A 26,723-nucleotide genomic window follows, 5' to 3' on the forward strand; every position below is an offset into this window, starting at 1 on the left:
TGTAAAAGTCCGGCAGAGCTCATGACAGCATTATTCATCAGCTCGCATCATTCCGGATATATTGCTGCTCATATACTATTTACAGCAGATCAGTATATCATCTCTAAAACAATGCAACCGTCTCCTGCCCATATAGGAGACGGTTTTTTATAGGAGTGATATCAAGTTACGGATATCCGTAAGGTTGATTACTAAAAGTCAATTACTTTTACTTCAGGAAGAGCAATAGAAAGATTAACCTGTCATTTTATTCAATAGAAAGAAAAAAATACTTTTTGATCTTATACACTCCGGCTTCGCTCAGTGTGACACCCTTAATAACATGCTGTTTTGAAAGAAGATGTGGTTCTGAGCAAAGCCTGAGATTTTTATCCCTACAAAAAATTGATATTAAATTATTTAAATACAAAAACCAAGTACACAACAGGTACTATGATGTCTCATTTAAAAATATATGGTCCTATGAAAAAACTGATCGCACTTATTACTTTAACATTACTGTTCATCTCTTTTCAAAATTTCAGTGCCCAGAAAAGATATTCAGGTAAAAGACATTCCTCAAGCCATAGCGGAACCTATAAAAGCGGAAAGGGAAGTTCTCACAAAGGAGGTACTTACAAAAATGCAAAAACAGGAAACCGATATGGAAAACATCATTAATTTAATTATCTTTTACTAAGTATATGTTGAGTTGAGGCTGTCCCAAAAGGCAGTCTTTTTGTTTACCCCAATCTAAGCATGGTCAAAAAAGAGCTTCTATCCCGGATCTGGCAATACATGATGTCTTAGAGATTCGTTGCATTTTTCCTCATCATTTCCTTCGCATTCGTATTTTCCGGATTTAATTCAAGAGATTTCTGATACATTGTAAGGGCTTCTTCTTTTTTACCACATTGAAGCAGTGCCTCACCATAGCTGTCATAAACATTCCAGCTCTTTGGAAAAACCAATGAAGCTGCATGGAAGGTCTGTAAAGAATTTTCACATTTCTGAAGTCGTAGAAACTGATATCCTAATCTGTTAAAGTCTCTTTCTGTTGCCTCGTAACGGTCTGTATCTTTCAAATATTCCTGAATCAGCTGATTGGCTTTATCCTGACTTCCTTTGTCAAGTAAACTGCCATACATTCTTGATAGATTTTGTACAGGCATGGTATAAGACTGATGATCAATCAATTGAAACACAGCATTGGAGGTAGAAAAAACAGGGCTGTTACCTATGCTGGAAAGAAGGATCACCGTCTGATTTTTGGTGATATTATGGATCAGGATACTGGTAAGTCCTGTGATAGATCCATCGTGAAAAACTATTTTGCCATTACTTTCATCGGTATACATTCCCCAGCCTAGTCCGTAGCTAATTTCTTTTCCCTCTATCGTGTAGGTTACTTTTTTTCCATCGTTAAGAAAGGTGGCAGTTAAAGCTTCCTCCAATTCTTTCCTGCCTAAAATCTGATAGGTAAATAAGGCATTCTGATATTTTTGCAGGTCTGAGGCTGTACTTACAATCCCCCCATTTCCATAAAAATTGCTTTTTGCATAGATTGGAAATGCTTCTTTTAAAGTATTGACATTAACAAGATCTGTCGAATACAGATTAGGATAAGTGTAGAGTTCAACCTGATTGGTTTCTTTAGTTTTCCGGTTTTCCGGAACCAGGGAGTTGTTCATTTTTGCAGGGCCGAAAATATTTTCTTTCAGATAAGCGCGATAGCTCATTCCTGATACTTTCTCGATAATCATGGCAGCGATACAAAAGTTAATATTATTGTAATCCCATTTACTTCCGGGCACGAATGCCAGTGGTGTTTTGAAACGAATGAACGTTGGGATAATATCATGATTGGAAATTACTTTTTCCGGCTGTTCTTTGATAATCCTGTCAAATAAATTATATTCCTGTGCCAATCCGGAAGTATTGCTGAGCAAATGCCTGATACTGATATTGGAATAAGGAAAATCCGGAAGGTATTTTTGAACAGGATCTTCAATTTTAAGTTTTCCTTTCTGCTTCAGTTGCAATATTGCTGTTGACGTGAACGTTTTTGTGATGGAAGCAATGGGAAATCGAGACTGCCCATTTATTTTTTCTTTCTTTTCTATATTGGAAAATCCGTACTCACCAGAAAAGGTATCTTTTCCTGCTTGAGAAACAACTGCACTCCCATTAAACATATTATTTTTAGAAAGTGAGGAAAAGAAAGTATTTAATTCCTGCCCTGAAACGCTAAGGGCCAAGAACACTGTCAGTAAGATTACAAAAATTTTAGTCATGGTTATCTTCAATTTTATAGACACGGCAATTATAAAATCCGTCCTATTACAAGACAACCAGGGAAAGCAGTTTATTACATTGTAATCAAATCTGGTTTAGAGAACAGAGCATCCTCACCTGTTTTTTCAATGCCCATTTCTAATTTGGAAATGTTTTGGGCAGTATTTTCTTTATCATGGTCTGCTGAAGTTTTTCCGGTTCACTGTTGAAAATCGTATGTCCTGATTTTTTAAACCAAAAAAAGTTTTTTTTCGGTGCTTTTATAAAATCATAATACTCCTTTACGATATAATGAGATTTCTGCTGGTCACCAATCCCTTCTATAAAATATACCGGACATTGCAATGCAGGTAAAGAGGTAAATAAATTTTTTATTACTGAATTTTTCCACATAGGAAACCATACCGACAACCACTGATGGTACTTTTCACTAAAATCGTGTTTGCTTGCAAATTCAGCACCGTTATGGATAAAAAGCCATTTTTGAGAATAATACAGGTCTTCCCCACTCTCGAATGGTAAATGTACAAGAGACAGCTCTTTTTCTGCCGGATGATTTCCGGTTTTCTTTGCCCATTTATTCAGCATATCCATCGTAAGCCTCTCGCTTTTTCTTTGATCTATGATTCCACTGATGCAAACATAAGCATACAGTAAATCCGGATGTTTCTCTGCCAGGTCAAACCCTATCATAGAGCCAAAAGAATGAGAAACTAAGAACAGTTTTTTCCTGTTGTATTTTTGCAAAAGATAGTGTACCAACTGGCTGGCATCTTTTTGAAATAAGTCCAGCGACAGGGGCACAGGTGAGCTGTTCAGCTTTAATGTTTCACCGGTTTCCCTCTGATCCCACTGGACCACCACAAAATGTTCTTTGAGCTGGGAGGTAAAGGCATCTGCTACCGGAATTAATGAAGATCCCGGTCCCCCGTGAAGAAACAGCATGATGGGTTTCGTCCGGTCTGCCCCCTGAATTTTAACAAACTGCTTTATCCCTCCGATCTCTACCACCTCAACGGTGTCTATCGGCTTTAGGTCTCTATGGAATACAACGTGGCATTTTACTGGAACAAATGAAAAGACAAACAATAAGATAAAAATTAAATTTTTCATAGCTAACAGAGTTGATCTGGTTGATTTTCTGCAGATACTGTTACCCATCAGAAATAATCATTCGTGAATTTCATCACTTGAAAGTTCCAAATATACAACCTCAGAGGTGATCAGAAAATGATTAAAAATAACCATCAACAGGTTGAAAAATAACACCAACTGATCTACCTTTTCGTTTCAACGAATGTCCGCTATCAATTATTTTTCTTTATGAATGACATCTATTTTAGTACTCAGGCGGCCTCTTGTTAAGGTCACTGCATTGGGTTTTCCATCACTGAATTCAAAGTATAGCAGATTAGGATAATCTACAATTTTAAATGATCCGTCTTTGAGATAGAGCAATTCATTGTCATTTTTTCCTTTAAAATGTTCCAATAACTCAGATTGAACATACAGGCGGTTATTTTTTTCTATTATTTTGGTGTCCATCTTCTGTCCGTAAAGGAAATCATCGTATGTTCCGATCAGTTGTTTTTTTAAACTTAAAGGCATTTCCTGAATTTCCGGGTGATCTGATTTTTTGTCCCAGTTCATAAGGGTGATCACCTTTCTCAGGGTTTGGATCATCACAGGAATACGGTTAGGTTTTTCTCCATTAGCAAGAAATACAAAACCATTCCCATCGGTCATCGTAGCGAAAACACTTCCCCCTACTCCTGTATTGGAACCGTTACATGAAAACCAGTCATAGTTGTTGTATCCAAAAGACTTTTGCCATCCGTACCCCCATCCTCCAACAGCATTTTTCAACGCAGTGACTTCCGTTACTTTTTTAGCCACACGATGAGAAATTACTTTATTGTTCTTGTTACGCAGGGCATTTTGTATCTCAATCGAAAGTTTGGCTAAATCAGCAGGCGTAGACCACATTCCTGATGCTCCAACTTGTGGAGTGATCGGTATCCCTGTTTGGATCACTTTTCCATCTTTATCATGAACAAGAGCAACATTGGCAGGAAATCCATTTTCGTTGGGCTGTATCATGGTTGTATTTTCCATGCCAAGGGGCAAAAAGATATTTTCGGCAGCGAGTTCAGCTATCGATTGATTAAAGGTGTCTTCCAAAGCCATTTGAATAATCACATAACCTCCTCCACTGTATTCCCAATTGGTTCCCGGTGTAAACAGGAATTCGATCTCTTTATCGTATCTCGGGATCTGTCCCAGAAGACTTTGTTTGATGGTGGGAATGGAATCTCCCTCATAGTAGTCTGCAAATCCACTCTGACTTGTACCGGCAGTATGATTGAGAAATTGCCTCCATGTGGGACTGTTGTTTTCTGTAAATTTACTTTTGGGTAAATGCCATCTTTTTAGAGATTGATCTATAGGTTCATCCAAATTGATCAATCCCTTTTCTTCAAGAATATGACAAAGAAGGGCGGTGACAGGTTTTGAAATTGATGCGGTAGAAAACGCCGTGTTAGCATCTATTTTTTCGGCAGAATTTACTGATTTCACGCCAAATTGCCTTGAATAGATGATCTGATAGTTTTCAAAAACCACCAGACTAAATCCGGGAAGTTTATATTGTTCCAATTGCTGTTCAATACGCAAACTATCCGTAAGAAATCTATAATCTTTTTTTTGCGACCATAGCTTGTTACCCGTTAAGCAGCTCAACATTACTCCTATAAAAGCCAGTGAATAAATAAAACTTTTCATTGTATCGTTTTTTTATGTTTAAAAATTATTTCGATACAAATATGCAGGAGAAAGTAAAACTATGCGACCGAGTACAGGAAGTCGGACGAATTCTTTATAAAAAATAAGTATGAGTTCTTATAAAAACACGTTCGAATATTTACAAAACACTGTTTGATAAACCTTTGCGATAGTCCGTTGGTGTAAAACCAGTGTGCTTTTTAAAAGCTGTATTGAAAGAAGATTTTGAGTTAAAACCAACTTCATATAAAATTTCAAGAACGGTAACTTTACTTTTTGCAGTATCTTTCAAAATATGCATTGCGTTCTCTATCCTGTAAGTATTAATGAAATCATAAAAGTGTTGTCCCAGCTGATGATTAATTAAAACAGATAATTCTCTGGCAGGAATTTCAATATCAGCCGATAGATCCTGAATGGTCAGAGAAGGATTGAGAAAAGGTTTTTCCTCCTCCATATACTTCTTCAATTTTGTTAGTTCTTCATTGACAACTGCGGGCTGATTCTCCTTTTCTTCTAAAACAATATCGGAAACCAGTTTTAATTTGGAATCAATATTTCTGAACAAGCCGGGATTGTTTAATGCTTTAAACAGATACCAGCAAACAATAAACAGCTGAAATAAGAGAATCGCAATTTTTATCCATTCAGAGATATAGGGATAATCCGAAAATTTAAAAATATTCTTGAAAATGACTATCAGATATAAAACAGCCATTACCACTGTAAACTGAAACAGCCAGTGATAGGAGTTAATGCTTGTCCCTGCATAGTTTTCAACATATAGTTTTTTCGCTTTTCTTAACAGGACAAAAACAGCAACAATATAAACAACGGTCTGAATATGAAAAAGAATATGATTAAACTGCAGTTCTATCATACTTTTACGATGGATAATAAAGTCAATTTTTGATAAGGGACCTACCAGATAAAAACGGGGGAGCAACACTGCATTCGCCATCAGAAAAGGGATCAGATGGACTACATCTTTGGATCTCACTTTAAAATCAGAATAACAGACCGACAATACATAAAGATAAAAAACAGGAATTTGCAAAAAAGCCAGGGTATTTCTTATCATTCCCAGATTTGAAGGACGATCAGTGATTAAGCTGAATAATGGTTCACCGGTATCTATTGCGGTAATGATGAGAAAGAGGGCAAAAAGAGAGTTACTTACCCTGTGTTTTGTTCTGACTGTCAATAAAAACAAGGCTAGAAATAATGAAATGAACAGGGAGATGACAGTTGTTATCATTAACAAATTAATTTTATCCATTCTTTATTCGTTTTGATCGTTTTGATTCAGTTGACAGGTAACCGCGTTTTTATGTTTCGTAACCGAACTGTACAAATATAGAAATTAGACAGGAGTTGTTTTCTCTTTTACCATGAAAAAGCTGCCTCTGAGGTTAATACTACAAACGAGTGTAGTAGCCTCTCTACAGGCAGCTCATTGTTTTGGAAAATTATGAATCTTTTTCTACAGAGCAATCATACAATTGTCTGTCAAATACATGAGGTACTTATCAAAGTTTTCCTATATTTATATTACTATTAAAAAAACATATGAAGAAAAAGGTTGTCCTTATTCAGGATAATGAAGATATCCTGGAAATAATGGATCAGGTATTGGAGGATGAAGGATTCGATGTTACTTCATCATTAACCACCGAGCCTATAGAAAAAATCGACGAAATCGAACCCGATATAGTTATTGTAGATGATCACATCCGGGGAGATAAGAAGGGATCAAAGGTAATTGAAGAATTAAAGGGTGATCCTCAGACGGAAGATGTTTCTGCCGTCCTAACTTCTACATCATTTAATGTGGCTCATGAAGCAAAAGAATGTAAAGCAGATGACTACATCGAAAAACCATTTGACATCGATCATATGATCGACGTTGTTAAAAATAATGCCTGATCAATCTTTTAAAAATGAAAAATGAAGAACATCATTATTACGGTTCTTCATTTTTTATTTTGATATTGTATTGTTTACGTTTTATAAATGCAGATCTTTTTTGACTTACCCGCCTCCTGAGAAAATCTGACCTGTCAATTAATTGGCAGCAGGATCAATAAGCTGAGTGGTAAGGTATAAAGATTTTAAAAGATTCTTGTTGTCAAAAAACAGGTAGGTATAATGCTTCCCTTTTTTGAAGGACAGTTTTGAGCCGCCGGGAAATTCAGTACCATCGCCAAGTTTTTCTGTATCAGCTCCGTATTTACTGAACTTGGCCTTGCTTTCCTGAAGCGTTGTTTTGTTCATGGCCAGACCAAAAGGCAACCCTTCAACGATTACAGATTTATTGTCTGCGATATCGAAAGACATCTCGTTAATGATATTTTTATTTCCGAGGCTGCTATACAGTTCCAGACCTGATTGTGTAATCCATTTAGCATATTTTTCGTCATTAGCATCTTCATAAAAAACGGTTTTTGTCTTTAAAGCACTCGACATTTTATCCGGAGTCTGTGGAAAAATAAATTCAGAATTTTTGTCCAGTAATGAATTGAGACCCGCTGTTTTCTGAGAAAATGCAGTCAGACTTAATAATTGAAAAAGTACGGTGATAATTAATGTGAATGATTTCATCTGCATAAGAACTGTTTTTAAATTTTTAATTAATTCAACAAATAAAGATATTAAATTTAATCAAATCAATAAAACACAAGTAAAATCTAAGCATACAGATACACAGGCTTATAAATAGTACCTTCTAAACTGACCTGATTACTGGTAAAAACGATATCTTCTTTTGTAAATGCTGGCTAAGATTGAGCCTGTACAAATAAGTTTCAATGCAAACTGCAAAGCAGCATAAGGAGGTGAAATTTCATGGGAGGAATTAGGGGATTTATTATATGGGATATGAATTCCTATTTTTAAGGACTCTTAGATCTGGAAAAGTCTGGAACATTAAACTGGAATCCACCTTATAATTTCAGGGCTTCAGATCAAAGAATTGCTTTTCCGATTTTGGATGCATAATCTCCCAGATTAGTCAGATTAGTATTCGATAATATAATAATGCTCAAATCCTTGTTTAAATAGTGAAACCAGGCAGCATTGGCTCCCGCTATTCTACCGTACCGTTCCATTCTTTTGTATTGATGGGCATCCCGGATCCAGACACTATACCCGTATTGATCCAGCCCCGGAGTTAGCAGCTTATCCAACGTTTCTTTTTTGATCAGTTTAAAACCAAATAAGGCATTATTGAATTTAATCAGATCAGTGGTACAGGAATACATGGCACCGGCTGCGGAAAAATCTTCTATAAAAACAGGAATATTGGGGATCAAATGATCCAGACTTTTATCCTTATAATAGGGAGTAGCAAGATTTTTTATCAATTTATAATGAGACAGTAATCCTGAATTGTGCATTTCCAGAGGAATCAGAATCTGCTTATTTAAGATTTCCTCAAATGTCATTTTTTCAATCACTTCTAAAATCCTACCCAAAATCATGTATTCTCCATTGTTGTAATCGAATTTTGTTCCTGGTTCATTGACCAGAGCATTTGAACAAAATTGATTAACTATTTCTTTTAATGGATAAGGCGTGTGATAAAAGCCCATTCCATATTTTAAAAAATTTTCATCTCTGGCTGTATCCGTATTTTTCATTCCGGATGTATGGTTCAGCAACTGATGGATACTTACTTTAGGACCACCCTCCCCTTTATAGTCCGGCAAATAATCCAATATTTTTTTATTCAGGTCAATTTTCCCTTGCTCAACAAGCTGAAGAATAAGAACAGCCGTAAATGTTTTCGTTATAGAACAGACCTGATATTGGGTATGATTGGTTACCGGTGAATTGAATGAACGCTCAGCTATCCCAAAGCTTTTGTGATAAATTATTTTTGAATCCTTCTGTACGAGCACCGTTCCATTAAATTGATTTTGAGTTGCATAATCCTCTATCATCCGATCCGTCTTCTGGGTCTGCCCAAAAGCATAATAGCTAAAAACGAAAAGAAAGAGGATATTTAAAATTGTTTTCATTTAATTAATTTACAGACAGTTGAAAACTCTTTGCTCTTCTTTTAATTTCTGTTTGAAGGTGAGTTCTATATATCAAATATACAAGGTTGTGGCAGTTCTTAAAATAGTTAATAATAACCATTTACTGCTCTAAAAAATATCTCGTAATTCTTTTGTAGCGACTCTAAATAAGAGCTTGCTTCATTTTTATGATCAGATTCTCTACCCTATTCCCTATTTTTGCTAATCATAAGCAACTCAATTATTTCTTCCAAAAACATGAACACTACATTTTCTGACAACCAACAAATTGAAGTGGTTTCTTCTTTTTCTGAACTGGTCAATACCCATTTTAAGGGAGCCATGAATGCCATTTGCTGGCACAGAAGTTTAGCTGGAGATTTTAAGGAAATTGTGTCACAACTTCAATTAAAAGAGAATGTTACGGAAATTTCTACTGAAGATCTTCTGGCACTACAATTATCAGAAAAGGGTGATCTGGCAAGGGAAACGATCTTGAGTGATTTACAATTATTAACAGATTCAGGAGCATTACCTTCACTCAATGTATTGAAGTGCTACGAACGGGACGAAGAGCTGGATTTCATTTCCACGGATGTCTATTCTTATCATGTAGACCGCTCCCCTGTGGCTACCCATACTTTTTTATGTACTTATTACGGTGCTGCCAGTGATATCATCCCCAATGATCAGGTTGAGCAAAAAATTTTGATCCCTGAAATCCGTGAAAAACTTAAAGAATTACATGACGGTCCGGAAGAGGAATTTGAAGATTTTTTGAAAGAGTATTTCTTTGATTTGCATTATCAGCCCAAAGCCAATGCAGAGCCTGTCAATTTAGGAAACGGACATCTTTGGCGCCTGGCGGTAGATCATCCAACACAAGAAGTTTTACCTTGTGTTCACAGAGCGCCTGTTGAAAATGATGGGGAGTATCGTCTCCTTTTGATTTGCTAAATAACAATGAATAAAAGATAATTGTCCCTTCCGGATATACAGACTCATTACCAATTTCAAAATAGTCAATACTAAGCATTAATTCTTTCTATATGGAATAAGGTGTAAAGCCAGTTTTCAACGAAAAATTAAACTATTCTGAAGAAAATATAATATTATTCCAAGTAAGATTAAAGTTCAGTGGGGTCTTTTATTATCTATTTCCCCGATACAAGAAATGAAAAATGCTTTATAAATAATACTTTATACACATTGAATTTTATTCTATTTTTGACTTTATTAGACTTTCTTGTTATACTTAAATCATCTTCTATTTTCTTTTTAACTATATCGGAGTCCGATCTCGAAACTTGAGATAAATTCTCTTGCGCTAAGAATTAACATAATAAAATTCCCTATACAGTGATTGAATTAATTTTATATATTTATAGCTTAATTATACAAATTAATAATACAATGAAGAATTTAAAAAAATTATCTCGTAATGACCTTAGAAAACTAACAGGAGGAACTAAATGTGAACAATCAAGAGGAGCTATAGGTTGTGAAGATCCAGGAGAGGGGCCTCTAAGCACTTATCAATGTTGTTCTAATCTCTATACTTGCGGTGGATGTAGTACTGGTAGCAATTGTCCATCAGGTTATTTTTTAAGAGCTTGTTAAGAGAGACTAAAATAATTGAGGCTGTTAAATAATTATTTGACAGCCTTTTGTTTTAAATAAAAAAATATGATGAATACAATTAGATTCATAATTCTTATTCTAACCTCAATTAATGTTTTTGGGCAAAACAAACAATTTTTCTATGAATACAAATTTATTCGCGATTCAACAAACGTGAAAAATTTTGAGAAAGAAATGATGGTTTTGAACATCGATAACAATAAATCAGAATTCTATAGTTTTGAAAAATATAAGTCGGACTCGACATTGAATGCAGATTCAAAGAAAGGAATTTTTTCTATGCCCCCTAATATAAAAATGAATAAAGATAGAGTAGTTAGAAATATTAATACTCAAAAAATTGAATTTATTACACCTCTTGAACCTTATAGATATTCAGTTAGTCAGAATATAGATTTAAAATGGAAAATACTTGCAGAGTTTAATAATATTTTGGGGTATAATGTTCAAAAAGCAACTACAGAGTTTGGAGGCAGAAAGTGGATTGCATGGTTTTCAAAAGAGATCCCGATACAAAGTGGTCCATATAAATTTTTTGGGCTTCCAGGATTGATTCTTAAAATGGAGGATCTTCACAAAAGCCACATTTTTGAACTTAAAGGAATAAAAGCAACAAAAGGAGATTTTAATTATCCATACGTAAATAATTATAAAGATGTGAAAGTAACTTATCCAAAATATGTAAAAATTTTCAAAAATTTTAGAAAAAATCCAATGGCAGGTTCAGTTGGTGCTTTTCCGGACCAAACAGATGCTAATGGTGTTTTTCACTCTGGAAATGAAATTTTTCGCCAATTTGAAAAAACAGCGCTTGAGGAGTTGAAACAAGACAACAATATTATAGAATTAGATTTATTAAAATAATGAAAAATTCTTTGAGTTGAGCTTTAAGTCTGTTCCTACAGAATTAAAGGATCCATAAAAATCCCTTTTGATTAATTTCAAGAGGGATTATTTTTACTGTAAACCTATGTTAGAATCAATCAGTCAGTCAGAAAAACACAACCATAAAATGAATTAGTCAATACTTAATCTGACAGTTATAATCAAATTAAATAACTTTAAAACAGATTAAGTATTGACTAATTCAAATAAATAAATAGGCCTTGATTATAAAACGGTTCTTTTTCATAATTTAATTTTAAGTAACAAAACTAAAAACAAACTCTTAAATAAGAAAATAAAAATATGTTAATTTACTGTAAATCAAACAAAAGAAAATGAATTTATTTCCCGATACAAAAAGTAATTTACACTAAAAATCAGATAGTTAAAAATAAAAGGTACAAATGAGATACAAAACCAATCAAAAATTAATAAAAAAACACAAAATAACCAAGATTGGAAGATGAGATATTTAAAAATATCTAATTACTTCCCGACAAATATCTAATCACGTAAAAATTTTATTTCTAATTACAAAAAACATCAAAAAAAAATGCGAGAGCATTTAAGTCTCGCATTACATATCATAAATAGATATTTTATTTAGTATCTTTTATTTCAAGTAGATTTCCATCGTAATCAAAAATTCCTTTCACAACATTCAGGACTGTACCACCAACAGCATTATTTCCTCTGAATGTCATGGTTGCTTCGACCTTGTTCTTTTTATAATCAAAAGTAGTCTCAATATGTTCAAAGCTATCAGGACTATTCATAGTTTTTTTTATAGCATGTACTAATTTTGGATTAGAACGATCCCAAGCAGAAATATTTTTCTCTGCAAATTCTAACGTCCTTATGCTTTTAATTTCAATTTCAATTTCTTCCCTTTGAACTTTGGTTAGTTTATTATTTTCAAGTTCTTTTTCCAGCTTTGCTATCTCATTTATTGTAGTTGATGACTGTGAAGTTTCAACAATTGAATCCGTTTTTGAATTTTTATTATTCCCTCCAAAAACAATTATAATAAATACTAAAATAAAAAATACTAATATGATTATTAAAAAAAACTTCATACAACCTTTAGCATTTTTCTCATCTTTTAATTTTTTGCTTTGTTTAGCTTGATTAATTTTATTTTCACCAAATTGATTCAGAATTTGAGTCTTTTTTGTTTGAAATTCCGCTTCAGTTAAAATTCCTTTTTGCCTTAAGTCGTCAAGTTTTTCTAAGTCCGATAAATTTGATTCCATAATTTTAGTTTTTTAAATGTAATAAGTTTGAATATTTTTCTTCTAAAGTTAACTATAATGTAGGTTAACTCATTTTACTTCCTTAAATATTAATCTATATTTTACCATTCATCTCTTTTATTTTCTTCGTTCTTTGTAAAATCAAATAGATTATTGAAAGTTACATCAATAATTTTGCCTGAGACCTTTGGAAAACCTTTTCTAATCTCACCTTTTTTATTAAGAGCCATATTTTCAAGTGTAGTGTCTAATCTACTGCCTAAACCTAAGCCAGATCCATACATAGTTACAGTCATTCCCTCAGATGAAACATTGCGAATTGTTGCCCTATATTTCCCGTCCTTAAATTCTACTTTGAAAAAGCCTTTGTATTTATTGGTTTCATTTAAAATAATCGGTGTTCCCATGTATGTATGCCCAGCTTTCCTGTAATCCATAATCAAGTTAGAAATTTCTCCCTCAATTGAATTTTCATTTTTCTCCTTAATGATTAAACTGTTTCTAGTTTTTAAGGTTTCAATTATTTCTTCAAAGCTTTTCTCAGTTTCATAAACTTTTTGCCACGATACCTGAGAGCCTTCAACAACAAAGTTTTCTATTTGCGCAAAAGTGAATCCTGAAATTAGGACAAAAAGTAAAAATATTTTTTTCATAGTCTTTTTTTTTTCAAAAGTACATTTATTTAAAAATACCGCATTACGGCAATCCGCATTATGTTGTTTTTTGCTCAATTATTTCCAAATCTTCGGAAAGTAGTATTGCTTCAATAGTTTTCAATTGTTCGGGTTTTAAAGTTTTTAGTTTTTCATCATTAAAAATCAATCCGTTTATCTGAATGTAGTTATTATTGTTCTGTATAAAGGTGTTTTGATTATTTTGATTCAATGCTCCCACAACATTAAAATATAATTTTGCGGCACTCATATCTCCATTTACTGCAAACTTAAAAACCTTTGCCAATACTTTTGATGTCATAAATTTAAACTGCTCTACAATCTCATTATATTGCGGTTGTTTAGCATATTCTTTTAGATGTTTCGTTACAGTCTGCCTACTTAATTCTGATTTTATAGCTATTTCTGATGCGGTAGGCATCCGTCCGTAATCCTGCATTAATCCCGAAATTGTTGATGTAATCGTATTTTGATTGCTTTCCCAAATAATATTTCTCGTTATTGCAGGTGTAATATTCCAAATTTGATTTAAAAATTCCGCATTCTCATCACCTTTCAGTTTATTAAACCTTTCTGTAAGCAATTGATAAAATTCTGTTTTTTCATCATCATTAAGAATTTCCAAATCTTCTTTGTTAATTTCTTTCAACTGAAATATAAAATCTTTTTTTTGCTCAAAAGTTGTAAACTTTTGTAAACTTTTTTTTGAAGTCATCTTTTAATTATTTAATGTTAAAATATTTTTTAATTGTCGTAATCTTTCGAGATAAGGCAAAAACGTCCTGTTTCCATTATTAGCTTTTATCACATTCAAATTGGATTGAATAAATTTTGAAACATCTAAAATTGTACTGCAATCATTCAGCTTCATTGGTTCTTTTGGGAAAGTAGTATTTGAAAAAAACTGCTCAATTTCTGCAATCTCATTGCTCCAAATTTCAGCGTATTTTTTCTGCTCATTTTTTTCCATTAGAAATGCAGACTGTTTTGGAACTACTCTTTTTATAGGCTCAATCTTATCAACTATTACAACCATTTCCATTTTTTTTGATTCGGTTTGTAGTTGAACTTTTGGCGGTTCTTTTTCAATTTCTTTTCTGAATAAACGCCAATCCTGTTTTGCCAAAATATCTGCAAAATCATTCCCCTCATTTCTATCAGTATCAATGGCTAATTTCTCCAGCAAATCAGAAAAAACAAACCTTGTTCCTTTCAATTGCTTTTCAAAATCTTTGGCTTTGGCTTCCCATTCTTTGAACGTATTGCCATCTTTTGATAAGTCAGGGAAAACAAAAATGTTTCTACCTTTCAAAACTCCCATTTTATCAATTGAGAAACTGCTTTTGTTGTAAACTGCCAACCAAATAAGATTTTCCGAACATTCGGGCAAACCGAAATACAAAGTTCCGTAAACGGCTGTTTTTGGTGCTTCTACCAATGCAATTGGATTCGTTGGAAACTTTTTTAAAAGATGTTCGCCAAACAAACAGGAAACTTTTTTATCCTGCTTTGTGTAGGCTTCCAACCATTCAGGCAATTGCGTATTGTTTCGATTGTAATGCTTTTCAATTATTGAGTGCAAAAAGTCAGTGCCTTTAGTGTGGTTCGCTTCATTAAATTGCTTTACCTGAATAGCTCTTACGTTATTTTGAACATCAATAAACGGAAAAGTAATTGCTCCAGCTCTGTAACCATTGGCAACCGTTCCCAATCGGTACAACTCAATAACATTTGTAACCTCATCAACTTCAAAAGGAAAAGCAACTTTCTGAATTAAGTTTTGCACAAAAACATTCTGCTCATAATTTGATAATGTTTTTTTGAATGTTTCAAAATCAAAATAAATCGGTTTCGGTTTTGGCTGTTCTGCTTTCCGTCGTGGCTTCCACTTTGGAAGTTCTGAATTTTCGCCCTGCTCCTGTTCGCTTATCGCTTTTGCATAACCATCTGAAAACGGATTAAGTTGATAACTGCATTCGGCTTCACGGTCACATCTTCCGTATTGTTCGGGCAAATATTCATTCTTTTTAGTATCAAAATACCTTACCAATCTTTTTTTGGAACATTGCGGACAATGGTATTTTTTACTGCTTTTATCTAATTTGTAGCGGTGCTCTGTTTCCATAATCTTACCTTTTAGCGTTCACGGTGTTCACGGTGTTCACGATGTTCATAGTGTGAACATTGTGAACGCTTATTGAGTTTTAAGATATTTATTAACTGCACCTAACGAAATATTCAATTCTGTTGAAATTTGCCTTTGTGTGTATCCCTTTTGGCTTAATTCTTTAGTTTTTTCAATCGTGCTTTCTCTATCTTTTTCTGTAAATTCTTTTAGGTGTTCACGCTCCGTTCCAAAACCGACAAATTCAAATTCAAGAAAATTGAAAGGCTTTTGTATTTGACAAACTGCAACGTTTTCGGTATCGTAAATAATCTCTGTATTCCGTGCTTTAATCTGCTTTAGATAGCGCAGATGTTTATCGGTGTGGCTTTCTCCAATAGCAAAGCAACTATCTACAAAATTGATAAGCATCTTGCTTCCCTGTAAATCATTCCTTGTTAATGGTTTTGATAAATCTCTTTTTGGCGTGTGTGCAAGTGCTAAAATAGAAAGTCCATATTTGCTTTTTAAGGCTTTTAAATGCTTCATAAGTGGCAAAGCATCTTTTGCCTTTTCTGTTTCATTTTTGAGGTAGGTAAGATTATCAATGATTAAAATTTTCGCTCCTGTTTCGGTTATGCTTTGTTCTAATGATTGATTAAGGTAATCCTCAAAACTTCTGCTTTCGGGAATTTCCGCATCAGGATTAATTTCTAATCTTTTAAAATTGGTATCAAATGAATAATGTTGCTCAAAAACCTTTTCAGCTTCGTTTTTAATTGAATATCTAATTTCAAACTGTTTGGCTGAAAGTTCAAAATCAAAGTATAAAACAGTCTGTTTTCCCGCTTCTAATCTGAAGCCTGCAATAGTTTTACCTTTACTTATACTATCTGCAATCTGAACGGCTAAAATTGACTTTCCTAAATTGGTATCTGCAAACAAAATACATAACTCGCTATCGTGCCAAAGTTCCCCAAAAAGCATCAAAGGAATAGGGCTTTTCTTTGCCTGTTCTATCCATTGATTAGCGGTTTTCACTTTGAAAAGTCCTTTGTTTTCCTTTTCCGTTTCAAGGTCTTTTTGTAATTGGTCAATGTGGCTTACAATCGTTTCAGGATTGCTTAGGTCATCAAAAACAGGTGCTATTTTTTTCGCTTCCATCATTACAATAAATTTTGTTTGTTAGACTTTGGCGAATTATCGGGATTAGTGGAAAGATACCACGCTTTAAATCCTGTTGCCTTACATTTCTTTTTTTCAATTTCCCAAAGCTTTCCAGCTTCTTGCAAGTCCCTTTTATACCTCGTGATATTTTTTTGAGGAACACCTGTTGCCTTTGTAATCATTGATGCTGTTGCAATATGATTTTGCAAATAATGAAATATGGTTTTTAATTGACTTTGAAATTCTTTATCTTTACCCTGTTTGTCATGCAATGGGCTGTTACTAATGTTTATCATTATTTCAGCCCTTTTTTATTAGACAAATACGCATCTGCTTCCGCTTCTATTTCAGCGGAAGATTTCCTCTTACCTGCTTTTAGGTAGTCAATAAGTTCGGTTCGGGAAAAGTACAGGCGTTTGGAACGCTTCATAAAGGAAATTTCTCTTTTTGAACATTTCGAGTATAACGTTGGTACTGAAAGATTCAAAAGTTCGCTTGCCTGCTGAATGGTTAGAAGTTCGTCTTGCTGTTGTATTAAAGGTTGCTCGCTATTTTTTAATAGCAACGCTTTTAGTTCGCTAACTTCTTTTGTTAGCATTGTTACTGCGGTTGGTAACGACTCGAATGTTAATAATTCCATTTTGCAAAGTATTTTGTTTGTTTTACTTTGCGAAAATATCAGTGGTATTTCGGGTTTAAAAGGTGGTATTTCGGGTTTGCTATACTACTTGATTAAAGCTTTGTAAATATCATTATCGGGGTCATCTTTAAAGTGATGCAATAACTTTATAATCCTGAAAAATTCAAAATCACTTTTTAATGGTATATTACTTAAATTTTTATGCACATCTCTTAAAATAGAGGCTGTTTTCGTCTTTGTTGTCCGCTTTAATTTAAAAGAAATGTCATTTATATTTAATTTTTTAAACTCAAAATATTCAGTTAAAATACCAACAAATTTATGATAATCGTCTTCTATATTAAAAATATCCTGCCAACCGTTTTTAGTTCCTTGCTCAAACAAATCATAAATAAGTTTTGAGGTTATATTTTGCTGAGGTTCTGCAATTTCATTTTGTAAAAATTCAAATTCTTTTTCATCGCTCCAATCATTATTCAAATGACATCTCTCTCTATAATCATGATACATTTTAAAAGAATAAGGATTTTTTGCAAGCGTAACCAGATAACCTATTGGGGCATCGGGATAAATAATAGATGCCCAATTCATAAATGCATTAATATCTTTAGGGATAAGCTTTCCATTTTTTAAAAGATAATTTTCAAATTCATTTTTTGTTTCATCAAAGGAGGTTTGATATCTATCTAAAAATGCTCTCCATGCTCCAGCAAAATCATCCATTGTTTTTTGAAGCTCAGGGCTTACAATCATGCCTTTATTTTTTTTAATAAATTCTTCTTTAGTCATAATAAATTATTACAAATCCAACTGTATTTTATTAGATGCTTCCCTTTTAGATTCATCTACTATCTTCGCATAAATCTGTGTTGTTTTCAAGTCTTTATGCCCTAACATTTTTGAAACGGTATAAATATCTGTACCATTAAAAAGTTGTAAGGTTGCAAACGTATGGCGGAAATTGTGAAAGGTTATTTTCTTAGTTATTCCAGCTTCCAAAATCCATTTCCCCAATTGCTTATTGTGATACGCTGAATAAGGCAAATTGTCAAAAACGTTTTTATCCTGCTCCATATCCTTTGGATTTTCTTTGCCTTTAGTCAAATTATACGCCTGTTCAGAAATCGGATAAACCTCAACTCCTTTGGTTTTCTTTTGATTGAAATTGATAAAATAACCCTGTCCTGCAATGTATTCCATTTCCCTCCAAACCATTTTTTTAATATCCGAAAATCTCAATCCTGTCAATGCAGAAAACAGGACTGCACGTTTCAATAATTCATTACTGAAAGGGGTTTTTGCAAGTGCATTCAGTTCTTCAATGGTAAGATATTCCCTGCGAGTTTCTTCGGGCTTTATGGGGCTTACTTTGGCGTTTAGGTCTGTTTGCAGAATACCGTCTTTGTACGCCTGCTTTATCGTTGCTTTTACTTTGTTGAAATAGGAAACTGCGGAATTTTGGGAAAGTGTTTTATCACTCTTTTTGCTTTTTGTAGATAGCAAATAATCTTTGAAATCTTCCAAAAACATTTCGTTGAGGTCGGCAAATTTCAGATTCCCCTTAGTAAACGCTTCGAGATAATGAAGTGCAGAAATCCAATTATCGTAATTGCTGGCTTTTCTTTTATTGGCTAACTTTCGGAAGTATTCTACAAAATTAATTTCTCCCTGTTCCTTTATTTTGAGCTGTTCCTTTTCGTATTGGCTGTAAATTTCGGGCTTATTCAAAAGGTTTTCCTTTTTTTGACGTATGCGTTCAGCAATTTTCTGCGTTTCAGAATTATGCTGTTTCTCAGTTTGGGTTTTTGCTTTTTCAAAAGTATAAAGCCCTAAAAATTCCCTACGAGTATGTGCACCTGTTTTTGGGTGCGGTATTGATGGGTAAAAATCTAAATAAAGACTTTTCCGCCCTTTAGAAATAGGCTTATCTCTTAATGTTACTTTGATTGTCATTTGTCTTGTATGCTTATCAAATTTACTTAAAAATATCGTTTATTATCACTTTCGGAACGTACACAAATTTCCCTTTCTGCATTTTTTGAATATTATTTCTTTTCATAATGTTTTGGAATGCGGATTGAGAAACTTTAAATTTTTCCTGCACTTCCGAAATGGTATAACATTCTGCAATCTCCAGCGGTTTAAATTGAGTTGGTTTTACTTTTTCCTTTGATTCAAATAGCTTATCAATTTCGGAACGCTTTACAATGGTTTTCTTTATCAAAATATTAGTTGCTTTTAACTTTCCTGTATTGATGAGTTTATAAACATTCTGTTTTGAGCAACCAATCAATTTTGAAACTTGCATAACGGTTAAAAATTCTCTCGCTTTTAAGTCCTCAATTGGCTTTTGTCTTATTTGTTGAATTTCTGCAACTGAAACGCCTATCTTTTCTGCACGTTTACGTGCTTTATAGGCTCTTTTTGCACAATCATCAGAACAGTATCGGGTTACTGTCGTCTTTGCAATAAAATCCTTATTACAATGCTGACAAATACGCTCTATTTCTATGTTACTACTCATTTCGCTCTATTTTATACCAAAATATATTAAAGTGTTTAAAGTTGTAAAAAAGTGACAACCAAAAAACCAAAAAAAATCGAAATCCATGTAAAATTTTGTTCGAGGTACAACAAAGGTACAAATTTGTACCGATTATAACAAAACAACGCAAAAGAAACGTACATTTGTAAAAAAGAAAAAAGCCCTATAAATAAGGCTTTATAACGTATTAATACAGGTTTTTTGATTGTTTATTTTGCGATGGTTACTTTCCGATACAAAACTTAGAAAAAATATTCCCCAGCACCTCATCATTCGTCACTTCACCGGAGATCTCACCAAGATGTTCCAAAGCATTTCTCAGCTCGTAGGCCAGCAATTCTGTAGAGATCCGGAAAGAAATGGCTTCTTTGACTTTATGGGTAGCGTCCAGGGACTTTCGGAGAGCTTCAAAGTGTCTTTGATTCGTAATAACGACGTTATTTTCCTGAGATTTTAATTGTTCAACGTAAGAGGACAATTCGTTTTTAAGATCCTGGATATTTTGGTTTTCTACGGCAGATATTCTGATAAAATCAAAATCCTGAGCGATTTCATTTCTGAAAATATCTTCTACCGCTTCATATTTCGGAGGCAGTACTTCGTCAATTTTTGTAGCACAGATGATGAGTTTCAGATCATCTCTCTGCAGAGATTTTATCATGTCGATATCTTCCGAATAATCTTCTGTAGCGGCATCTGCAAGGTAGACCAGGATATTAGCATTTTCTACCTTTTCTTTGGCTTTCTTTACTCCGATGGCTTCAATTTCATCAACCGTATCACGGAGTCCTGCCGTATCAATCAGACGGAAGGCATGACCTTTAATGTGCAAGATCTCTTCAATCGTATCTCTTGTAGTTCCGGCAATATTACTGACAATGGCTCTCTCTTCTTTCAATAAGGAATTTAACAGCGTGGATTTTCCTGCATTCGGTTTTCCGATAATGGCCACCGCAGTTCCGTTTTTAATAGCATTTCCGTATTGGAAACTATCGATAAGAGAGTCTAATTTTAACTCAATTTTATCCAATAACCCGTTAAGCGCTGACCGGTCTGCAAACTCCACATCTTCCTCTGCAAAATCCAGTTCAAGTTCGATCAGGGAAACGAAATTCAGAAGATCCGTTCTCAAGACCGATATTTCATTGGTAATTCCTCCTTTCAGCTGATTGATCGCTACTTTCCGGGACGCTTCATTTTCAGAGGCAATCACGTCTGCGATAGCTTCCGCCTGCGAAAGGTCTATTCTTCCGTTAATAAAGGCACGAAGGGTAAACTCACCCGCTTTTGCCATTCTTGCCCCGTTTTGGGTCAAAGTTTCCAGAATACGTTTTCCGATATGCGGGGAGCCGTGAAAAGCAATTTCTACAGAATTCTCTGTAGTAAAGCTTTTCGGAGCCAGGAAAATAGAAAGCATCACCTCATCAATCGCTTCTTCCCCATCCATAAAATACCCGTAATGAATGGTATGAGACTTCTGCTTTTCCAGATTTTTACCCGGAAAACTTTTCTGGACAACCTTTAAAGAATCGTCTCCTGAAACTCTGATAATCCCTAAAGCTCCTACTCCATTGGCCGTAGCCAGTGCGCAAATCGTATCCTTATTCATCCTGCAAATTTACGGTTTTTCATGCTAATGTCTCACAGCGTTTTTTATACAGATTGTCTATGGCTTTGATTGGAGCTTTTGGGATTTTTATCCATTATCAGATTCTCTATTGTCAATGACTAAAGTGTTATCATATAATAACTCTTAAGAATTACTATCAATAGTGAAATTTGTGATTCTTATTGGTGCTATCCGTGTTTAAAGCTGTTGGAAATTAAATTCCCTTTCACGGCCAACTTATCGTGAGATTGCTTCGTCACTTCGTTCCTCGCAATGACCGTTTACTGTTGTCTTTTGCCGAGTTCTCTCAATTTTTGAAGCCATTTCGCACGCTGTACATCCGTAGAATTTCTTATCATTCCGATATACGTTACTTTCACCGGTGTTACGCCACAAAATTCCAGCGTTGATTTTTTTAGCTGATTTACACTCGGTCTTCCATAAAGAAGCCAATAATACCAGCCCGGCTGATCCAGTGTCGTGATGATATGGCCTGTTTTCCCTTTCAGCAGCTTATCCCACCAAACCGAATTTTCTCTATACTGGTAAGCAAATCCGGGAAGAAAGAGCCGGTCTATAAAACCTTTCATCAATGCAGGCAAACCACCCCACCACACGGGATGAATCCACACCAGATGATCCGCCCACTGTATGATCTCCCAGGCTTTCAGCAAATCAGGTTCCAGCTCCATTCTTTTCTGGTATCCGAAATGAAGAATGGGATCAAAATTGAGCTCAGCGATAGTAATCACTTTTACTTCGGCACCTGAATTGCCAGCTCCTTCCTGATAAGCTTTTGCCATTCCAAAATTGAATGATTCTTTATTCGGATGCCCGTTGATAATGGCTATTTTTTTCATGATACAGATTGAATATTGATGGTTTCATAGGCTTTAAGCTTGTCCAGCAATATTGATGGCTGATGCAACTGATGACTGAAATACACTTTGTTTTCATGGGAATTCATAAGCAGTTCCTCTGTATGCAATACTGCAGAAAGTGCGGTCAATTCTGCCTGTCCTTTCGTACTTTGCAGACTTAACTTTCTCACTTCATTATTACTCTTGACAAGGATTTCAAATACACTTTGGTCCCCCTTTCCACTCGATCCGAAAATCATTCGTCTTTCCTTTAATGACAAAATATTGAAAAGTCTTATTTTTTGGAATGCCCCTAAAAGCCACGTGATAAACTTCGAATTGTATGTCATCTTAACACTGACATTAGGGACGTTTTCAATCTGATTTAAAATATATAAATCCGGTACATCAAAGTTATAGGCTTCTCTGATCCCAATGCCAAAAGAAAAATTAAAGTTTTCAGAATCTAAAAAATGCTTGATCGGAACCTGTAGGTTATTTTGATACCTGATAAAAGGCTTCGCCACATTTTCGGCCATAAAATGAGCAGAACTTTCACCAGCAAGATCTTTCACAGAATAATACACAAAAAGTTTCACCTCCTGAATGTCGGCATCCTTATCTGCAAGTGTTTTAGCAAGACCGTTCACAATACCTCCCATCCATCCGGAACTAAAGACAATCCGGCTCTGTACCGCTCTGTTTTTAGCAATGGTATATGCTCTTACAAGATCGGGAGTTGGTTTGGTGATATCCAGATAATCGATTTTATTTTCGATGGCAAACCGGAGAACATGATCTTCTTTATCATTGACCGAAAGAATGATCAGATCGATTTTATTTTCCTTAATAATGTGAAAAGTTTCAGGATGAGTCACATCAATTTTCAGATCACTTCCACTATTTTTTCCTTTTCTCCCTCCAACGAAAACAGAGAGATGAGGGTTTCTTGATTTTAAAATTCTGATGATCGTTTTTCCTACCAGACCGTTTCCTCCAATAACTAGAATATTATGCTCCATATATTTTTTTTACAAAATTAGAAAGCTGCCTATCCCGTTTATAGGACAAATGTCCAAAAAGCGATCACTCTTCAGTTATGTTTTATGGTTATTTAAATGATATCATTCTTTTTTTTACAGCGTAATTTCCTTTCTGATCCGGCTAAGATGTCGCTGGGTAATTCCCAGGTAAGAAGCTAAATATTGCAGTGGAATCTTCTGAACATAATCCGGCTGGTTACCGAGCAGGTATGCATAACGCTGAGCGGCACTGTCCCTCTGAAGCTGAAAAAACCGTTCCTCAAGTTCAAGATATTCCTGCTCCGCGATCATCTTCAGAAATCTTGTCCAGTTGAGATCCATTTTTATAAACCGATCAATGGCATCTTTCTTTAACACCATAAGATGGGCATCGGTAATAGCCTGCATGTTTTCTCTGCTGGGAGAATCTGAAATAAATGAAGAATAGCTGGCCATCAGTTGATTGGGAAACCTGAAACAGTAGGTCATATCTTTTCCCTCCTCTGAAATATAATAGGAACGAAAAATACCGGATACGATAAATGCTATTTCTCTGCATCGGTCCCCTTCCTTTACAAAAAATTCATTTTTATGCACTTTTCTGACTTCAAAAAGCTGCAGGAAATCACTGATCTCATTTTCTGAGAATACATTAAAACTCCGGAAAAAATCTTCTACCATGTTTTCAAATTATAATTCAGGAAGGTGATGAGACCTGCCGCGGTATGTTGATGGCGAAATTAAACAAATCAGAGACTATTTCAAAAATTAAGGATCCTAAACGGTTGAAAAGATCTTACGGCTAAGTTTTGGCTAAAAAAATAAAACCATTTCATGACGAAATGGTCTTACTGCTTTGAATTTACTAAGTGTATGAAGATATGAAATGATGTCTTGTTACTGATGCAAAGATAGACTACCCGGTATTTGTTTCTATCAGGGGAATCCCTAGAATTATATCCGTAAAAATACGGTTGTTTGTATAAAAAAGCCCCGCAGAGACATCCGCAGGGCTTCAAGAATTTATCTAACAATTATTAATGTTCAATATATACAATTCAATGGTTAATGTTCAATATTTTGAGAATTCAAAAACTTATTATTTTCCATTCACCATCCACTGTTATTCACATTGCAGATCATTAAAGAGGGCTTACCAATTCCAGGAACCATTCCTTAACCTCTCCTTCAAGATAAGGGCCTATTTTTTCTTCACATGTTCTGTGATAATCATTCAGCCAGGTAATTTCTTCCTGTGAAAGGATTTCTTTTACAATGGTATCTTTAAAGAACGGGCAGAATGTAAGGGTTTCAAATTCATAGAACGTTCCGTGAATTGTTGTTTCTGCTTCTTTTACCGCAATCAGGTTTTCGTGTCTGATTCCGTATTCTCCTTCAAGATAATATCCAGGTTCATTGGAACAAACCATTCCCGGAAGAAGATCCTGAGGGTTCATATCTTTTCTGATGTTCTGAGGACCTTCATGGACATTCATGAAGCTTCCAACTCCATGTCCTGTTCCGTGGTTGAAATCTTTCCCTTCCATCCAGAGCGGAAGTCTTGCAATGGCATCCAGATGAACGCCTTTTGTTCCTTTCGGGAATTTAACCATTGATAAACGGATCAATCCCTGCAATACCAACGTAGAATTTCTTTTGAATTCTTCAGAAACCGCCCCTAAAGAAAGAGTTCTTGTAATATCTGTAGTTCCTTCCAGATACTGTCCTCCTGAATCTACCAGAATACTTGCATCATTGGTAACGTCTTTACTCCCTTCACTTTTTGCAGAATAATGCATGATGGCCCCATTATCTTTGTAGCCTACAATACTGCCGAAGCTTTCTCCCACGAAATTTTCTCCTTCTGCACGGAAACCTCTCAGTTTTTCGCCGATAGAATATTCATTCATCGTTTCTTTTCCTGCATTATGGGTCAGCCAGTAAAGGAATTTCACCATGGCGACTCCATCTCTTACCATCACGGTTCTGAATCCTTCCAGTTCGGTTTCGTTTTTCTGGGCTTTCATCAGGTTCCCCGGAACCGGAGCTTTTGTCAACTTGTTGTCTGCTTTTAAAGTCTCGAAAATCATCTGGTTGCTGTTCGGAGAAACCAGTATATTTTCATTTTTAAATGCTTTCAGGTAATTGTAAAACTCTTCATAAGGCATCATTTTTACAAAGGACTCATCCATTTGCTTTCTTGCCTCCACTTCAAGTTTTTCAAGATCCGTGAACAGGACTGCATCATTTTTCGTGATCACGATATATCCTAAAAATACAGGATTGCTCTGCACGTCGCTTCCTCTTAAGTTTGAGGTCCAGGCAACATCATCCAGACTTGAAATAATATGAACCGTAGTTCCCTGATCTTCCATTTTCTGACGGATCGCTCCCAATTTATCGGTCACTGATTTTCCAGCTCTTTCTACAGGATGTACAAAAATCGGATTTTTCGAAGGGGTTCCTCTGTCTTTCCAGATTTCCTTTAATAGAGGAAGATCTGTTAGGCTTATATTTTTTGACTGCAGTTTTTGTGAAAGCAGTTCCCAATTGGCATTTGAAGTAGCTACAGCATTAACGGCTACTTTTCCGTTTTCAGGCGTTTCAGAAATAATCCAGTCTATATAGTTGGGAGTTCCTTCCATTCCATCTTTGAAAAGATCAATTCCGGAATTTTCCAGTTCAATGGCGGCCTGCGTGAAATATCTTCCGTCAGTCCAAAGTCCAGCTTTGTCTTTCGTAACGACTACAAAACCGGCAGAACCCAAAAAACCTGATAACCAGGATCTTTCCTGCCATTCTTCAGGCAGATATTCGCTCATATGCGGATCTGCGGAATATACTATAAATGCATCAACATTATTTTTCTGCATTTCTTCACGAAGTGCAACAACTTTTTCCTTTGAAGTCATTCTTTTTTCTTTTTTAAACACCGAAAGTTACGAAAAAATTGAGGTTTAAAAGTGAAATCTTTGGTCAATTTTCGCGAACGGTTGGTTATTTATTCTTCATCAACGGATTCAATCTTTTACGGTTTTGAGAATGGGTTATTAAGAAAATTTTAGTTTTTCATTGGTTTATGACCTCTTAAAACTCCTATATTTTAAAGACAAATCCGGATATTTTGAAAATATGAATTCTTCCCACCTTCACCATAGACAGGTATAATTGCCTTTATTTTATCTTTTTAATGACCATCACAACCCGATAACCATTTTGCGATCAATACGCCTGTTAAATAAACAATTA

The 26,723-nt window shown here is 34.8% G+C and carries 27 protein-coding genes and 1 pseudogene; 6 read left to right on the forward strand and 22 right to left on the reverse strand.

Annotated features, from left to right (window positions below; genetic code table 11):
* Positions 1-21: 21 nt before the first annotated feature.
* Together BW964_RS22805 and BW964_RS04720 are read left to right on the forward strand one after the other, a co-directional pair.
* Positions 22-153: a hypothetical protein gene (locus tag BW964_RS22805; RefSeq protein ID WP_262484532.1), complete on the forward strand. Its 132-nt coding sequence runs from the start codon at positions 22-24 to the stop codon at positions 151-153.
* A gap of 309 nt (positions 154-462) precedes the next feature.
* A complete protein-coding gene (locus tag BW964_RS04720) occupies positions 463-660 on the forward strand; it encodes a hypothetical protein (protein WP_123911910.1) in 198 nt (65 codons plus the stop codon).
* Between the two features lie 125 nt (positions 661-785).
* On the opposite strand, the gene BW964_RS04725 is transcribed toward BW964_RS04720, so the two are convergent.
* From BW964_RS04725 to BW964_RS04740, 4 genes are all read right to left on the reverse strand, one after another.
* The gene (locus BW964_RS04725) at positions 786-2,273 is read right to left on the reverse strand and encodes a serine hydrolase (RefSeq protein WP_076505105.1); all 1,488 of its coding nucleotides are present in this window, start codon (positions 2,271-2,273) and stop codon (positions 786-788) included.
* Positions 2,274-2,412: 139 nt separating this feature from the next.
* Entirely contained in the window at positions 2,413-3,387 is a 975-nt protein-coding gene (locus BW964_RS04730) for an alpha/beta fold hydrolase (protein ID WP_076505480.1), read from the reverse strand.
* 198 nt (positions 3,388-3,585) lie between these two features.
* Positions 3,586-5,055, reverse strand: a complete 1,470-nt coding sequence (locus BW964_RS04735; protein WP_076505107.1) for a serine hydrolase domain-containing protein — start codon at positions 5,053-5,055, stop codon at positions 3,586-3,588.
* Between the two features lie 139 nt (positions 5,056-5,194).
* Positions 5,195-6,313, reverse strand: coding sequence for a helix-turn-helix domain-containing protein (locus BW964_RS04740; protein WP_228431909.1), 1,119 nt, complete (start codon positions 6,311-6,313; stop codon positions 5,195-5,197).
* A gap of 311 nt (positions 6,314-6,624) precedes the next feature.
* Between BW964_RS04740 and BW964_RS04745 the strand changes: the two genes are divergently transcribed.
* A complete protein-coding gene (locus tag BW964_RS04745; protein ID WP_076505111.1) occupies positions 6,625-6,981 on the forward strand; it encodes a response regulator in 357 nt (118 codons plus the stop codon).
* 138 nt (positions 6,982-7,119) lie between these two features.
* On the opposite strand, the gene BW964_RS04750 is transcribed toward BW964_RS04745, so the two are convergent.
* Complete coding sequence (locus BW964_RS04750) at positions 7,120-7,656, reverse strand: hypothetical protein (protein WP_139325909.1); 537 nt, start codon at positions 7,654-7,656, stop codon at positions 7,120-7,122.
* 362 nt (positions 7,657-8,018) lie between these two features.
* Positions 8,019-9,074, reverse strand: coding sequence for a serine hydrolase domain-containing protein (locus tag BW964_RS04755; protein ID WP_076505115.1), 1,056 nt, complete (start codon positions 9,072-9,074; stop codon positions 8,019-8,021).
* A 258-nt stretch (positions 9,075-9,332) separates the two neighbouring features.
* Here BW964_RS04755 and BW964_RS04760 point away from each other — a divergent pair, with 258 nt between their 5' ends.
* From BW964_RS04760 to BW964_RS04765, 3 genes are all read left to right on the forward strand, one after another.
* Positions 9,333-10,031 (forward strand): DUF1826 domain-containing protein, encoded by a 699-nt coding sequence (locus BW964_RS04760; protein ID WP_076505116.1) that lies wholly within the window; start codon positions 9,333-9,335, stop codon positions 10,029-10,031.
* A 402-nt stretch (positions 10,032-10,433) separates the two neighbouring features.
* On the forward strand, positions 10,434-10,694 hold the full coding sequence (locus BW964_RS22325; protein ID WP_123911909.1) for a bacteriocin-like protein: 261 nt from the start codon (positions 10,434-10,436) through the stop codon (positions 10,692-10,694).
* A 66-nt stretch (positions 10,695-10,760) separates the two neighbouring features.
* Positions 10,761-11,579, forward strand: a complete 819-nt coding sequence (locus tag BW964_RS04765; protein ID WP_084175617.1) for a GLPGLI family protein — start codon at positions 10,761-10,763, stop codon at positions 11,577-11,579.
* Between the two features lie 620 nt (positions 11,580-12,199).
* Here BW964_RS04765 and BW964_RS04770 read toward each other — a convergent pair.
* From BW964_RS04770 to BW964_RS04840, 16 genes and pseudogenes are all read right to left on the reverse strand, one after another.
* Positions 12,200-12,853, reverse strand: a complete 654-nt coding sequence (locus BW964_RS04770) for an SHOCT domain-containing protein (protein WP_076505118.1) — start codon at positions 12,851-12,853, stop codon at positions 12,200-12,202.
* Positions 12,854-12,954: 101 nt separating this feature from the next.
* On the reverse strand, positions 12,955-13,506 hold the full coding sequence (locus tag BW964_RS04775; protein WP_123912029.1) for a hypothetical protein: 552 nt from the start codon (positions 13,504-13,506) through the stop codon (positions 12,955-12,957).
* 58 nt (positions 13,507-13,564) lie between these two features.
* Entirely contained in the window at positions 13,565-14,242 is a 678-nt protein-coding gene (locus tag BW964_RS04780; RefSeq protein ID WP_076505121.1) for a hypothetical protein, read from the reverse strand.
* A gap of 3 nt (positions 14,243-14,245) precedes the next feature.
* Positions 14,246-15,313: a DUF6965 family protein gene (locus BW964_RS22675; RefSeq protein ID WP_185117108.1), complete on the reverse strand. Its 1,068-nt coding sequence runs from the start codon at positions 15,311-15,313 to the stop codon at positions 14,246-14,248.
* Between the two features lie 177 nt (positions 15,314-15,490).
* Positions 15,491-15,652: pseudogene (locus BW964_RS22890) on the reverse strand (PG0870-related protein); the annotation flags it as partial.
* A gap of 69 nt (positions 15,653-15,721) precedes the next feature.
* Positions 15,722-16,798 (reverse strand): AAA family ATPase, encoded by a 1,077-nt coding sequence (locus tag BW964_RS04790; RefSeq protein WP_084175620.1) that lies wholly within the window; start codon positions 16,796-16,798, stop codon positions 15,722-15,724.
* Positions 16,798-17,094: a hypothetical protein gene (locus tag BW964_RS04795; protein WP_076505124.1), complete on the reverse strand. Its 297-nt coding sequence runs from the start codon at positions 17,092-17,094 to the stop codon at positions 16,798-16,800. Before BW964_RS04795 ends, BW964_RS04790 begins: the two co-directional genes overlap by 1 nt.
* Complete coding sequence (locus BW964_RS04800; RefSeq protein ID WP_076505125.1) at positions 17,094-17,438, reverse strand: helix-turn-helix domain-containing protein; 345 nt, start codon at positions 17,436-17,438, stop codon at positions 17,094-17,096. The genes BW964_RS04795 and BW964_RS04800 overlap by 1 nt, the downstream gene beginning before the upstream one ends.
* 84 nt (positions 17,439-17,522) lie before the next feature.
* A complete protein-coding gene (locus tag BW964_RS04805; protein ID WP_076505127.1) occupies positions 17,523-18,227 on the reverse strand; it encodes a hypothetical protein in 705 nt (234 codons plus the stop codon).
* A gap of 9 nt (positions 18,228-18,236) precedes the next feature.
* Positions 18,237-19,391, reverse strand: coding sequence for a tyrosine-type recombinase/integrase (locus BW964_RS04810; protein WP_076505129.1), 1,155 nt, complete (start codon positions 19,389-19,391; stop codon positions 18,237-18,239).
* Positions 19,392-19,413: 22 nt separating this feature from the next.
* Positions 19,414-19,962 (reverse strand): helix-turn-helix domain-containing protein, encoded by a 549-nt coding sequence (locus tag BW964_RS04815; protein ID WP_076505131.1) that lies wholly within the window; start codon positions 19,960-19,962, stop codon positions 19,414-19,416.
* Between the two features lie 244 nt (positions 19,963-20,206).
* Entirely contained in the window at positions 20,207-21,592 is a 1,386-nt protein-coding gene (mnmE, locus tag BW964_RS04820) for a tRNA uridine-5-carboxymethylaminomethyl(34) synthesis GTPase MnmE (RefSeq protein WP_076505133.1), read from the reverse strand.
* Between the two features lie 281 nt (positions 21,593-21,873).
* Entirely contained in the window at positions 21,874-22,452 is a 579-nt protein-coding gene (locus BW964_RS04825; RefSeq protein WP_076505135.1) for an NAD(P)H-dependent oxidoreductase, read from the reverse strand.
* Positions 22,449-23,474 (reverse strand): saccharopine dehydrogenase, encoded by a 1,026-nt coding sequence (locus tag BW964_RS04830; protein WP_076505136.1) that lies wholly within the window; start codon positions 23,472-23,474, stop codon positions 22,449-22,451. Before BW964_RS04830 ends, BW964_RS04825 begins: the two co-directional genes overlap by 4 nt.
* Before the next feature lie 114 nt (positions 23,475-23,588).
* Positions 23,589-24,155, reverse strand: coding sequence for a Crp/Fnr family transcriptional regulator (locus BW964_RS04835; protein ID WP_076505138.1), 567 nt, complete (start codon positions 24,153-24,155; stop codon positions 23,589-23,591).
* Between the two features lie 461 nt (positions 24,156-24,616).
* Positions 24,617-26,386 carry an aminopeptidase P family protein gene (locus tag BW964_RS04840; RefSeq protein ID WP_076505485.1) on the reverse strand — a complete coding sequence of 590 codons (1,770 nt, stop codon included), beginning with the start codon at positions 26,384-26,386 and terminating at the stop codon, positions 24,617-24,619.
* Positions 26,387-26,723: the final 337 nt, after the last annotated feature.

The organism is Chryseobacterium shigense (genome assembly GCF_900156575.1).
Classification (GTDB): Bacteria; Bacteroidota; Bacteroidia; order Flavobacteriales; family Weeksellaceae; genus Chryseobacterium; species Chryseobacterium shigense.